We start from the raw sequence: 12,660 nt of genomic DNA, 5'->3' as shown, positions 1-12,660 counted from the left end.
GCCTGCGGCGGCGGCTGCACCAATCGTTGACGGTCCGCCTGGCGCTGGCCTATGGTCTCGCCACCGTGGCCATCCTGGTCGGTGTCGGCACCTACCTGACACGCGGCCTGGCCGCGCAGCTCGAGGAGCGCGACGAAGGCGATCTGATCGGCGAGGTGCTGGTGGTGCGCCACCTGTTGCGCGAGGTGGGCTCCGTGGACGAGGTGCGCCAGGACTCCCATCGTTTCTCCGACCTGGCCCTGGGCCACGAAGGCCTGATCCTGATGGTGCGCACGCGCCAGGGGGAAACGCTGATCAACTGCAATCCGCGCCACGAACAGGTGCCGCCGCTGCGCGTGCTGCCCGCCGAGGCGACCCCTGAACGCGAGGACCTGCAGGTCTGGCATCCTCGCAACGGCGTGGCGTCCAGCGGCATCGCGGCGCTGGGCCGGATCGGCGACAGCGATGAGGCGGTCGAGATCGTGGTGGCGCGCGACGCGGGCTACCGCGCCGTGCTGATGGGTGCCTACCAGCGCCGCATGCTGTGGGCCACGCTATGCGGGGCGGGCGTGGCGGCCGGCCTCGGCTGGCTGCTGGCGTGCCGTGGCCTGCGGCCGCTGCGCCGCATGGCCAAGGAGGCGTCGGCCGTCACCACCAGCCGGCTGGCGACGCGCCTCGACACCGGCCGCGCCCCGGCCGAGCTGCGCGACCTGGCCGATGCGTTCAACGGCATGCTGGCAAGGCTGCAGGACAGCTTCTCCCGTCTGTCCGAATTCTCGGCCGACCTGGCCCACGATTTCCGCACACCCATCAGCAACCTGATCGGCCAGACCCAGGTCACGCTGGCGCAGCCGCGTGCGCAGCAGGAATACGAGATGCTGCTCGAGTCGAACCTGGAGGAGTATGAGCGCCTCGCGCGCATGATCGAGAACATGCTGTTCCTGGCTCGCGCCGACCATGCGCAAGTCGCGCTGGACCTGCGCCCGCTCGACGCCCGCGCGGAAATGGAGAAGGTGGTGGACTACTTCGAGGCGGTGGCCGCCGAACGCGACCTGGCGCTGGAGCTGGCCGGCAGCGGTACCGTGCGTGCCGACCAGACGCTGTTGCGGCGGGCCGTGACCAACCTGGTCGAGAATGCCTTGCGCCACTCGCCGGCCGGCAGCCGGGTCGGCATCGAGGTGGCGAGCGCTGACCAGGCGACCCGCATCCGCGTGACCAACGGCGGCGCGGGCATCTCGCCGCAGACCTTGCCGCACGTGTTCGGCCGCTTCTACCGGGGCGACCCGGCGCGCAGCAACTCGGCGGGCTCCACCGGGCTGGGGCTGGCCATCGTCGACAGCATCATGCGGTTGCACGGCGGCACCGTGACGGCCTCCAGCAGCGCGGGCGAGACCGTGCTCGAACTGATGTTTCCCTACGGGGCCGGCGCTCAGGCCCCACGCGGCGGCGCCTGAGCGCCTGGCCGGCTGCCGCCCTCAGGGGTGGAAAGTGTCGGTCCGCTGGTGGCGCAGCATGCGCGCGCACATCATGGGGAGCGCCTGCACTGTGGTCCATGGCTCACCCGCCTGCAAGGACGGCGCGGGCGCGGCGCAGCACGCTGGCACGCTGGCACGCGATGGCCGTCCGATCTCTCGATTTGATTCTTCGAGTATTCCTGCAAGGCTGAAATCCGCTTGCAATCAAAAGTTACCGGAAATACCAGGGCCAGGCGGGGATGCCGCGCGCCCGCAACCCGGCGGCGTCATAATGCCTTCACCGGCAGTCAGCCGGACCCACGACAGGAGAGACGCGATGCAGGTACAACCTTATCTGACCTTCGGCGGCCGCTGCGAAGAGGCAATGACGTTCTACGGCGCGGTGCTCGGCGCCAGCGTGACGTTCATGATGCGCCAGAAGGAAGCCCCGGCCGGCGGGCCGCCGGTGCCGCCGGGGTGGGAAGAGAAAATCATGCATGCCAACCTCCAGGTCGGCAGCAGCCAGATCATGGCCTCGGACGGCATGCCCGGCCAGCCGGTCTCCTTTGCCGGCTTCAGCCTGTCGCTCGATCCGGCCTCGGTCGAGGAGGCGCAGCGCCTGTGCGCGGCGCTGGCGGACGGCGGCACCGTGCTGATGCCGGTGCAGAAGACCTTCTGGGCCGAAGGCTTCGGCATGGTGCGCGATCGCTTCGGCGTATCGTGGATGCTGAACGTCGTGCCCTGAAGCCCGAACGCCGGGCCGGCCCGGCCGCACGATAGCCGCCGGGCCGGGCTGGCGTCATCCGGCGGCAGGCAGCTCGCCGTCGGCGTGCGGGGTGCTCGCCACGGACGCCGATGGCGCGGTGTCGCGCCGGTGCGCGAGCCGGTACAGTACCGGCAGCACCAGCAGGGTCAGGGCCGTCGAGGACAGGATGCCGCCGATCACCACGGTGGCCAGCGGACGCTGCACCTCCGCGCCGGTGCCGGTGGCGATCGCCATCGGGACGAAGCCGAGCGAGGCCACCAGCGCGGTCATCAGCACGGGCCGCAGCCGCGTCAGTGCACCGTCGCGCACCGCCTCGTCCAGCCCCAGGCCCTGCTCGCGCAGCCCGCGCACGAAGGACAGCATCACCAGGCCGTTGAGCACCGCGACGCCCGACAGCGCGATGAAACCAACCGCCGCCGAGATCGACAGCGGGATGCCGCGCAGCCACAGGGCCAGGATGCCACCGCTCAGGGCGAAGGGGATGCCGGTGAAGACCAGCAGGCCGTCCTTGAGCTTGCCGAACATGCTGAACAGCAGCAGCAAGACCAGCAGCAGCGCGACCGGTACCACCACCTGCAGGCGGGCGGTGGCGGACTGCAGTTGCTCGAAGGTGCCGCCCCAGGTGATCCAGTAGCCGGTCGGCACCTTGACCTGCTGGTCCAGCGCGGCCATGGCCTGCGCCACGAAGCCGCCGACATCGCGCCCGCGCACATTGGCGCTGATCACGATGCGGCGCTTGCCGTTCTCGCGCGAGACCTGGTTGGGTCCCGGCGCCAGCTCCAGCGTCGCCAGTTCGCCCAGCGGAATGTAGCTGGCGCGCGGCAGCCCCGCAGCCGCTTCGCCGGCCTTGGGCAGCGGGATCGGCAGGCGGCGCAGCGCCTCGACATCGGCGCGGATCCCTTCGGGCAGCCGCACGCCGATATTGAAGCGCCGGTCGCCCTGGTACAGGATGCCGGCATCGCGCCCGCCGATGGCGATGGCCACGGTATCCTGCACATCGGCCATGTTCAGGCCATAGCGTGCCGCCTTGGCACGGTCCACTTCGACTGTCAGCACCGGCAGGCCGCTGGTCTGCTCCACCTTCACCTCGCTGGCGCCCGGGATCCTGCCCAGCACGGCGGCGATCTTCTGCGCGGTATCTTCCAGCACGCCGTTGTCGTCGCCGAACAGCTTGACGGCGACGTCGCTGCGCACCCCGGAGATCAACTCGTTGAAACGCAGCTGGATCGGCTGCGAGAACTCGAAGCGGTTGCCCGGCAGCGTCTCCAGTTCGGCCTGCATCTGCTCGAGCAGCAGGGCGCGCGGCTTGGACGGTTCCGGCCATTGCGCACGCGGCCTGAGCATGACGTAGCCGTCGGAGGCGTTGGGCGGCATCGGATCCGACGCAATCTCGGCGGTGCCGGTGCGGGCGAACACGCGTTCGATCTCGGGGAACTTCGCCTTCAGCCGCGTTTCGATCTGCTGCTGCATGGCGATCGACTGGCTCAGGCTGGTGCCGGGAATGCGCAAGGCCTGCACGGCGAAGTCGCCTTCGTCGAGGCTGGGGATGAACTCGCTGCCCAGGCGCGTGGCGGTCAGGCCGGCCAGCAGCACGGCGGCGCCGGCGAAGGCCAGCACGACCGGCGTGTTGGCCAGGGTCCAGGCCAGCAGCGGCGCATAAAGGCGGCGTGCGCCCGCCATCAGGCGGTTCTCGCTCTCCGCCACGCGCTCGCCGATGAAGAGCGCCACGGCCGCCGGCACGAAGGTCACCGACAGCACCATCGCCCCCAGCAGCGCCAGCACCACCGTGAGCGCCATCGGGTGGAACATCTTGCCCTCGACACCGGTCAGCGCCAGGATCGGCAGGTAGACGATCATGATGATCAGCTGGCCGTAGATCAGCGCACGGCGCGCCTCGCGCGAGGCGGCGAAGACTTCCTGGAAGCGCTCGGCCGGTGTCAGCGGCCGGCCGCGTTCCTGCTGGGCGTGGGCCAGGCGGCGCACGCAGTTCTCCACGATCACCACGGCGCCGTCGACGATGATGCCGAAGTCCAGCGCGCCCAGGCTCATCAGGTTGGCACTGATCTTGTAGGCTGCCATGCCGGTGAAGGTGAACAGCATCGACAGCGGGATCACCAGCGCCGTGATCAGCGCGGCACGCAGGTTGCCGAGGAAGAGGAAGAGGATAGCCACCACCAGGGCAGCGCCCTCCAGCAGGTTCTTCTTCACCGTGGCGATCGCCTTGTCGACCAGCACGGTACGGTCATAGACCGTCACCGCCCGCACGCCCGGCGGCAATGTGCGGTTGATGGCGGCCATGCGGGCGTCGACCGCGCGCGACACGGTGCGGCTGTTCTCGCCGATCAGCATGAAGACCGTACCCAGCACCACTTCGCGGCCGTTGTCGGTGGCCGCGCCGGTGCGCAGTTCGCGGCCGAGGCCGACTTCGGCCACGTCGCGGATGCGGATCGGCTGCCCCTGGGCGGTGCCGACGATGACGTCGCGGATGTCTTCCAGCGACTTGACCTGGCCGGGCGCGCGCACCAGGTACTGCTCGCCGCGCCGCTCGATGTAGCCCGCGCCCACGTTGGCGTTGTTGCGCTCCAGCGCCTGCACCACGTCCTGCAGGCTCAGGCCGTAGGCGCCCAGGCGTTCGGGGCTGGGGGCGATCAGGTACTCCTTGGCGAAGCCGCCGATGGTGTTGATCTCGGTCACGCCGCGCACGGTGCGCAACTGCGGCTTGATGACCCAGTCCTGGATCTCGCGCAGGTCGGCCGGCGTGTAGGGCGTGCCGTCCGGCTTGCGCGCGCCGGGCTCGGCCTCCACGGTCCACAGGTAGATCTCGCCCAGGCCGGTCGAGATCGGCCCCATCTGCGGCACCACCCCCGGCGGCAGCTGCACCAGGGCCTCCTGCAGCCGCTGGTTGACCAGCTGGCGCGCGAAGTAGATGTCGGTGCCGTCCCGGAAGATCACTGTGACCTGCGAGAGCCCGTAGCGCGACAGGGAGCGCGTCTGCTCCAGGCCGGGCAGGCCGGCCATGGCGGTCTCGATCGGGTAGGTGACGCGCTGCTCGGTCTCCAGCGGCGAATAGCCGGCGGCGCTGCTGTTGATCTGCACCTGGACATTGGTGATGTCGGGCACGGCATCGATGGGCAGGCGCGTGTAGCTATAGAGGCCCAGCGCCGCCACGCCGAGCACGGCGAGCATGACCAGCCAGCGCTGCGCGATGGCGAAGCGTATCAGTCGTTCGAACATATCGCTCTCCGGTTCAGTGCGCGTGCTCGGCACCGGCCTTGCCCATCTCGGCCTTCAGCACGAAGCTGTTGCCGGCCACGTAGCGCCAGCCCGGCTTGAGGCCGGAGACGATTTCCACGCGCTTGCCGTCGCTGCGGCCGGTCTGCACCGGCTGCGCGAGGAAGCCGCCCGGCACGGCGACGAACACGCGCGCCTGTCCGCCGTCGGTCTGCAGCGCCTCGGCATCGATGGCGACCGGGACCTCGGTCTCGCTGCGCGTCACGCTGACCGTGACGAACAGTCCCGGGCGCCAGGCCATCTCGGGATTGGGCAGGGTGACGCGGGCGGTGGCCGTGCGGGTCTGCTGGCCGAGCAGCGCCCCCACGTAGGACACAAGGCCCTCGGCCTTGCCGTCGAAGGCGGTCGAGGCGATCTTGACCTTTTCATTCATGCGCACGCTGTCCAGGTCCTTGGGCGCGATCAAGAACTCGGCCCACACCGTGGACAGGTCAGAGACCGTGAAGACATTGGCGTCGGCGGCTACCGCCTCGCCCAGCGAGAGGTGCTTCTCGACGATGACGCCGTCGAACGGGGCGCGCAGCTCGAAGCGGTTGAGCGCGCTGCCGCTGCGCGCCGCGCCGATGGCGTCGAGCTTCTGCGCGGCGTTGCTGGCGGCGATCTCGGCTTCCTGCAGGGCGGTACGGGCGGCGAGGAAATCCTGCTCGGCCGAGATGCGGTCCTGCCACAGCGTCTTCTCGCGCGCATAGGTGGTGCGTGCGAGTTCGAGGCGGCGCTGGGCGGCCAGCCACTCGCTACGCTGGTCCGACAGCGCCGTGCTGGCGATCACCGCGAGCAGCTCGCCTTTCTTCACGCGCTGGCCGAGATTGGCCGGCACCGCCTCCGCCACGCCGGCGAGGCGAGGCACCACGTGGGCGGTGCGATCCTCGTTGAAGCGGATTTCGCCGGGGAACTGGGCGCTGTCCTCGACGCGCGCGGGGCCGGCGGTGCGCAGCGTGAGCGCCGCCGACTGGATCTGCTCCGGCGTCATTTCCACCAGGCCCTCCTCGCTGCGCAGGCGCACCGTCGCGGCCTTGGCCCGGCCGGGTACCGCCAGGTCGAGGCGGATTTCGAAGGCATGCGGTTCCGCCACGGCCGTGGTGCTGACCAGGCCGTCCTTGGCGGCGCGGAAGGCGAGTGCTTCGCTTTCACCGGTCGGGCGCTGCACGATGCCTTGCAAGGTCACGCCCGCCGGCGCCAACGGCTTGCCCGCGGCCGTGGCCCACACGCGCAGGCGCGGTTCGCCGCCGTCTTCGGCCAGCAGGACCTCGAGCGTGTAGTCGCCATCGACGTAGCGCTTGCCGCCGTTGGGGCCGGTATCGGCCTTGGCGGCCCCGGCCTCGGCTGCATGCGCATGCCCGGCCTCGCCGTCGGCATGGGCGTCGGCACCGTCGCCGCTCAGCAGCAGGCCGCCGGCGGCCAGCGCGGCCGCTGCGGCGATGGCCGCGATCATCATCTTCTGTTGTCGGGTGATTGCCATGGATGAGATGTCCTGTGATGCGGCTTCAGCGGCCGAGAATGCCGTCGATGGCGGCGGCGGCCTGGTAGGCGCCGGCCAGCACGCCGAGGTAGCGGATGCGCGCCTGGAACAGCGTGCGCTGGGCATCGAGCACGTCCAGGTAGGTGAACTTGCCGGCCTCGAAGCCGCGCCGGGCGGCGCCATACGCCTGCTGCGCGCCCGGCAGCACGGTCGCGCGCAGCGTCTCGGCGGAAGTCCGCGCGACCGCCAGGCGGCTGGCCGCCTGGCGCAGTTCGGTGTCGAGCCGGACCCGCGTGGCACGGTACTCGTCCGCCGCCTTGTCGGCCTGCCGCAGCGCCGTGTAGAGGCGCCCCTGGTTGCGGTCGAACAGCGGCAGCGGCAAGGAGATGCCCAGCACCGGATAGGCGCCGCGACCGCTGCCGTTGTCGCGCTTGGCGCCGAGGCTCACCGTCAGGTCCGGGTACTGGCGGCTGCGTTCGACCTCGATCTCGGCCTGGCGGCGCTCCATCTCGCGCCGGCTGGCCAGCAGGGCCGGCGCGGCGTCGAGTCCGCCCGCCAGCGAGACGTCGGCCGGGGCGGCGGGTACGGTCTGCAGGTCGCCGCCCGCTTCGCCGAAGCCGGGCACGGGGCTACCCCACAGGCTGGACAGCGCCTGGCGCGCCTGTGCCAGGCCGGCCGTCGCCTCGGACAGTTCCAGTTCGGCATTGGCCTGCTCGACGCGCGCCTTGGTTTCCTCCAGCGGGGCGATCTTGCCGGCGGCGACGCGGCGCGCGGCGGCCTGCATGCCTTCGGCGGCGATCCCCAGCGTGCCGCGCGCAAGCGTGACGCGCTCCTGGGCGATCAAGAGTTCAAAGAAGGCGGCACTGACGGCCGCGCGCAAGCTGGCTTGCGTGCCCGCAAGTTGCGCCAGGGCAAGCTCGCGTGCCTTCTGCGCAGCGTCGACGCGTGCCGCGCGCTTGCCACCCAGTTCGATCGGCAGGTTGAGCTGCCCGGTGAGGGTGCGCGACGCTTCGCGCGTGTCCTCCATCTGCACGGCCACTTCGGGGTTGGGCAACAGGCCGGCCTGGAGCACGCCGCCATCGCTGGCGGCCACCTCATGGCGAGCGGCGCGCAGTGTGTCGTTGTAGGCCACGGCCAGGGCCAGAGCGCTGTCGAGCGTCAGCACGCCGGTGGATTCCGCCGGCATGCCGGCTTCGGCTTGGCGCGAGGCCGGGATAGGAGGGGATGCCGCGGCGGCCGGCGAAGGCGGTGGCGGCAAGGGCAGGGCATCCTGGGCGGACGCCGCGGGGACGAGCATGGCTGCCGCCAGCCCGAGCGGGATCACGAGTGTTCTCATCGAATTGCACCGGTTTGGAAACGGGGAATTCGGCGAGACGAATCGGCGTCAGCAGGAAAGAGAGGTCGCGGTCGTCTCGCCGGCTAGGCGGGACGGGACCATTGGGGACGATCTGGTGCGCGCGCGGGCGCCGAGCGCCAGGTGGCCGCGAGCGGGTGGTATTGCAGCGTGGCGACGCCCGGCGCGGCCGACCAGTCGGTGGCGGGAACCAGTCCGTGCGAGCCGGCGAAATGGCACATGGCACAGTCGAGGTCGGGCAGCTTGGCGCCCTCGCCGTCGGCGTGGCCGGCGGTGGTCCGTTCCTGGTGCGCATGGCTGTGGTGGCCGAAATGCCGGCTCGACGCGGCCCCCTTCTCGTGCCCGCAATAGGCCGCGGCACCGGCCCAGGCGAGCTGGAGCGGCAGCAGCAAAGCGAGCAGGAGGATCAGGATGCGGCGCATGGCCGCGATTATAGCCATGGCCGGCGGCGGGTCGGAAGCCCCAGGCGTCTCGCGGCGCTTCCGCGCCATATATTAAGTTTGCGGCACATACAAACCTCGGTACGCGGTTTTTGTGATCCTTGAGGCTGAATTCTCTGCGCCGCAGACCGGATGCTTGACCCTGTAGTCGCTTCAGGGTCTTCAATAGCATCGAGCGCATCGAGCGCATGCAAAGCATCCAACGGATAAGAACCATGACCGATCAGGCACAGAACAAGCGGGAAGAACCGGGCTGCTGCGCCGGCAAGTGCCAGCCCCGGACGGCCGAGGCAAAGGGCGACGCCCCTCATCACGCACCCGGCCATGCGCATGGACAGGTCCAGCATGGGCACGCGTCCGGTGCTGGCAAGGCCTGCGGGCACGACCATGACGACCATGACGACCATGACGACCATGGTCATGTGCACGGCCACGACCATGAAGCCGGCCATGAGCCCCGCCACAGCCATGGCCACGAGCACGGCCACGAGCACGGCCACGAGCACACGCATGAGCACAGCCATGCCCACGGCGGCGATTGCTGCGCCGCCCCCGTCGCGCCCCGGGTAGCGCAGGCGGCGCCTCCCGGCACGCGCACGGTGCGCTACCGCATCGACGCCATGGACTGCCCGACCGAGGAAGCCCTGCTGCGCGACAAGCTGGCCGCGATGCCCGGGGTGGCGGCACTGGACTTCAACCTGATGCAGCGGGTGCTGACGGTTCATCACAAGCTGGCGTCGCTGGATTCCCTGGCGCGTGCCATCGAAAGCCTTGGCATGAAGCCGGAAGTGCTGGAAGCCGGCGTCGAGCCCGCGGCGGCGCCCGAGGCCGTGCGCAAGCCATGGTGGCCGCTCGCCCTGGCCGGCGTCGCCGCCCTGAGTGCCGAGCTCAGCGAGTGGGCCGGCCTTGCCGTGCCCTGGCTGCCGCTGGCCTTCGCGCTTGCCGCGATCGGCCTGGCCGGCCTGGACACGTACCGCAAGGGCTGGATCGCGCTGCGCCACGGCAAGCTCAACATCAACGCCTTGATGAGTATCGCCGTGACCGGCGCCATGCTGATCGGCCAGTGGCCCGAGGCTGCCATGGTGATGGTGTTGTTCGCCGTGGCCGAGCGTATCGAGGCGGCCTCGCTCGACCGCGCGCGCCAGGCCATCCGCGGCCTGATGGCGATGACGCCGGAGCAGGCCACCGTGCGCCAGGCCGACGGCGGCTGGCTGCAGGTCGAGGCACGCAGCGTGGCGGTCGGCGCCACGGTCCGCCTGCGCCCCGGCGAGCGCGTTCCGCTGGACGGCAAGGTCAGCCGCGGCCGCTCCACCATCGACCAGGCCCCGATCACCGGCGAAAGCGTGCCGGCGGAAAAAGGCGAGGGCGATGCCGTGTTCGCCGGCTCGATCAACCAGGCGGGCGAACTGGAATACGTCGTGACGGCGGTGGCCGCCGACTCGACGCTGGCACGCATCATCCACGCGGTCGAAGCCGCCCAGGCGAGCCGCGCGCCGACCCAGCGCTTCGTCGACCGCTTCGCCGCCGTCTACACGCCCGTGGTGTTCGCCGTGGCACTGCTGGTGGCGCTGGCGCCGCCCCTGCTGCTTGGCGGGGACTGGCTGGACTGGTGCTACAAGGCCCTGGTGCTGCTGGTGATCGCCTGCCCGTGCGCGCTGGTGATCTCGACGCCGGTCACGATCGTCAGCGGCCTGGCCGCCGCCGCACGCCAGGGCATCCTGGTCAAGGGCGGCGTCTACCTGGAGCAGGGCAAGGACCTGCGCTGGCTTGCGCTCGACAAGACCGGCACGCTCACGCACGGCAAGCCCGCGCAGACCGATTTCGCCGTGCTGGCCGGCGAGGAGACGCAGGTGCGGCGCATCGCGGCCAGCCTGGCGGCACGCTCGGACCACCCGGTCTCTCTCGCCGTGGCCCATGCCGCCGGTGCCGACGGCCTCGACCTGCTGGGCGTGGAAGCCTTCGAAGCCTTGCCCGGCCGCGGCACCCGCGGCACCGTTGCGGGCCGCCGCTATTGCCTGGGCAATCACCGGCTGGTGCATGAACTCGGCCTGTGCTCGCCCGCGCTGGAGGCCCGGCTCGAAGCGCTGGAGCGCCAGGGCAAGACCGTGGTCCTGCTGGCCCTGGAAGGCGCACCCGGCGCGGACCATGGTGTGCTGGCCCTGTTCGCCGTGGCGGACACGGTGCGCGAAAGCAGCCGGCAGGCGATCGCCGAATTGCATGCGCTGGGTGTCAAGACGCTGATGCTGTCGGGCGACAACCCGCACACGGCCGCCGCAATCGCTGCGCAGGTGGGCATCGACGAAGCACGCGGCGACCAGTTGCCGCAGGACAAGGCCGATGCGTTGGCCGCGCTGGCGGCGACGCTGGAAGGAGGGGCCGGCAAGACCGGCATGGTGGGCGACGGCATCAATGACGCACCGGCGCTCGCGCGCGCGGACATCGGTTTCGCCATGGGCGCGGCCGGTACCGATACCGCGATCGAGACCGCCGACGTGGCGCTGATGGACGACGACCTGCGCAAGGTGCCCGCCTTTATCCGCCTCTCGCGCCAGACCTCGCGCATCCTGTGGCAGAACATCGTGCTGGCGCTCGGCATCAAGGCCGTGTTCCTGGTGCTCACGGTGATGGGCGAGGGCACCATGTGGATGGCGGTGTTCGCCGACATGGGCGCCAGCCTGCTGGTCGTGTTCAACGGGCTGCGGCTGGCCAGGCAGCAGGAAGCGCGGGCGCCGCAAGGCGCCGCCCGGCCTGCCGGCGGCATCGCCGCCTGACGCGACGGGCGGGCCGCCCGCGGCGCCAGATCAGCGCTGTCTCAGCGCAGTTCGGACTCGGAAGGCTCCAGCACGCTGCGCAGCTTGCCCAGCACCCAGTTGACCCACGGCGTGGTGTGGCGGTAGTAATTCCAGGTCGGTACCTGCTGCGCCCCCAGGATGCGCTTGAACTCGTAGGCGGTGGCGCCGAGCTCCATGTCGCGGTAGCCCTCGCGCGCACCCACCTCGACCGCGCGGATGAACATGGCGAAGTACAGGCCGTGCTGGTCGCTCTTGTCGTAGTCGAGGCCGATATAGCGGTTGACCAGGCGGCCGTTGCGCCCGATCAGCTGGGTGAAGCCGATCAGTTCATCCTCGTGGAAGAACAGCAGGTACTTGCTGATCGGCGCGGTCCGGCGGAAATACTCCGGGGTGAGCTTTTCGAACTTCAGCTCGGCCTTGTTGTATGTGTTCAGGTAAAGCCTGTGCACCGCCTCCACCAGCTCAGGCGCGAGGCCGTCGCACTCTTCATAGCGCAGCGTGCTCGCCTTCTTCAGCTTTCGCTTGAGCAGGTTGCGCCGATCGCTCTTGAGCGCGCTGAAGTAGTCGGGCCGCAGCGGCAGCACCGGCACCGGCAGTCCGGCCGCTTGCACGAAACCCGCCACCGGCAGGCCGTCGCCGAAGCCCTTGTAGGCGAGCAGGCTGCCGCGCGTCGACAGCGTGGCATTGATCAGCGCGAGGATATCGCTCGAGACCTCGCCATGGATGCGGCCGAAGTCCGCCGTCGGGCTGCCGATGCAGGCCAGGTTGAACTTGATCCAGCTCAGGCTGCGCTTGAGCAGGCCCGCCGGCAGCAGCGTGTCCAGGCGGAAGTCCATGACGAAATACGGCGCCACGGTCACCAGGGTGTCGTGCCGGTAGACGGCAAAGTAGCCGAAGCGGAACCCCTCGATTTTTGCCCCTTGGAAGGCGGTATAGAAGTCATACCCCTCTGCCTGGTCGCGCAGGAATACCTCCGGCGGCGTATCCAGATCTTCAATGCGTAACATGCGCTGCAACCCCTATCGCCAGCCGTACGATGCGGCGGCGGACCCGTTCTTGTGATGGAAAACCCTCACAGTTAGCGTCACCAGGTGGCCGAAGTTGACAGGGTAAACCCTAGGATAT

Annotated in this window: 8 protein-coding genes; 3 read left to right on the top strand and 5 right to left on the bottom strand. The window is 70.0% G+C overall.

Annotated elements, in window-relative coordinates; translation table 11 throughout:
- The first annotated feature begins 2 nt into the window (after nucleotides 1-2).
- Nucleotides 3-1,433 carry a heavy metal sensor histidine kinase gene (locus BKK80_RS27610; RefSeq protein WP_197524077.1) on the top strand — a complete coding sequence of 477 codons (1,431 nt, stop codon included), beginning with the start codon at nucleotides 3-5 and terminating at the stop codon, nucleotides 1,431-1,433.
- Between the two features lie 337 nt (nucleotides 1,434-1,770).
- Nucleotides 1,771-2,178 carry a VOC family protein gene (locus BKK80_RS27605; protein ID WP_071040000.1) on the top strand — a complete coding sequence of 136 codons (408 nt, stop codon included), beginning with the start codon at nucleotides 1,771-1,773 and terminating at the stop codon, nucleotides 2,176-2,178.
- 54 nt (nucleotides 2,179-2,232) lie between these two features.
- Here the strand turns inward: BKK80_RS27605 and BKK80_RS27600 are convergent, their stop codons facing one another.
- From BKK80_RS27600 to czcI, 4 genes are all read right to left on the bottom strand, one after another.
- The gene (locus BKK80_RS27600; protein ID WP_071072101.1) at nucleotides 2,233-5,433 is read right to left on the bottom strand and encodes a CusA/CzcA family heavy metal efflux RND transporter; all 3,201 of its coding nucleotides are present in this window, start codon (nucleotides 5,431-5,433) and stop codon (nucleotides 2,233-2,235) included.
- Between the two features lie 13 nt (nucleotides 5,434-5,446).
- The gene (locus BKK80_RS27595; protein ID WP_071072099.1) at nucleotides 5,447-6,949 is read right to left on the bottom strand and encodes an efflux RND transporter periplasmic adaptor subunit; all 1,503 of its coding nucleotides are present in this window, start codon (nucleotides 6,947-6,949) and stop codon (nucleotides 5,447-5,449) included.
- A gap of 25 nt (nucleotides 6,950-6,974) precedes the next feature.
- Complete coding sequence (locus BKK80_RS27590) at nucleotides 6,975-8,285, bottom strand: TolC family protein (RefSeq protein ID WP_084545781.1); 1,311 nt, start codon at nucleotides 8,283-8,285, stop codon at nucleotides 6,975-6,977.
- An 83-nt stretch (nucleotides 8,286-8,368) separates the two neighbouring features.
- Complete coding sequence (gene czcI / locus BKK80_RS27585; RefSeq protein ID WP_231908123.1) at nucleotides 8,369-8,743, bottom strand: cation efflux protein, CzcI family; 375 nt, start codon at nucleotides 8,741-8,743, stop codon at nucleotides 8,369-8,371.
- 215 nt (nucleotides 8,744-8,958) lie between these two features.
- Here czcI and BKK80_RS27580 point away from each other — a divergent pair, with 215 nt between their 5' ends.
- The gene (locus BKK80_RS27580) at nucleotides 8,959-11,514 is read left to right on the top strand and encodes a heavy metal translocating P-type ATPase (protein ID WP_084545780.1); all 2,556 of its coding nucleotides are present in this window, start codon (nucleotides 8,959-8,961) and stop codon (nucleotides 11,512-11,514) included.
- A gap of 41 nt (nucleotides 11,515-11,555) precedes the next feature.
- On the opposite strand, the gene BKK80_RS27575 is transcribed toward BKK80_RS27580, so the two are convergent.
- Nucleotides 11,556-12,542, bottom strand: a complete 987-nt coding sequence (locus BKK80_RS27575) for a GNAT family N-acetyltransferase (protein ID WP_156811476.1) — start codon at nucleotides 12,540-12,542, stop codon at nucleotides 11,556-11,558.
- Nucleotides 12,543-12,660 lie beyond the last annotated feature (118 nt).

The organism is Cupriavidus malaysiensis, assembly GCF_001854325.1.
Taxonomy (GTDB): Bacteria; Pseudomonadota; Gammaproteobacteria; order Burkholderiales; family Burkholderiaceae; genus Cupriavidus; species Cupriavidus malaysiensis.
The sequence above is the reverse complement of the archived record's forward strand: the minus strand, read 5'-3'. Positions and strand labels throughout refer to the sequence as shown.

Coding starts and splice junctions, on each gene's coding strand:
- BKK80_RS27600 (WP_071072101.1), bottom strand. CDS start 5,433: ATGTTCGAACGACTGATACGCTTCGCCATCGCGCAGCGCTGGCTGGTC.
- czcI (WP_231908123.1), bottom strand. CDS start 8,743: ATGGCTATAATCGCGGCCATGCGCCGCATCCTGATCCTCCTGCTCGCT.
- BKK80_RS27580 (WP_084545780.1), top strand. CDS start 8,959: ATGACCGATCAGGCACAGAACAAGCGGGAAGAACCGGGCTGCTGCGCC.
- BKK80_RS27595 (WP_071072099.1), bottom strand. CDS start 6,949: ATGGCAATCACCCGACAACAGAAGATGATGATCGCGGCCATCGCCGCA.
- BKK80_RS27605 (WP_071040000.1), top strand. CDS start 1,771: ATGCAGGTACAACCTTATCTGACCTTCGGCGGCCGCTGCGAAGAGGCA.
- BKK80_RS27575 (WP_156811476.1), bottom strand. CDS start 12,542: ATGTTACGCATTGAAGATCTGGATACGCCGCCGGAGGTATTCCTGCGC.
- BKK80_RS27590 (WP_084545781.1), bottom strand. CDS start 8,285: ATGAGAACACTCGTGATCCCGCTCGGGCTGGCGGCAGCCATGCTCGTC.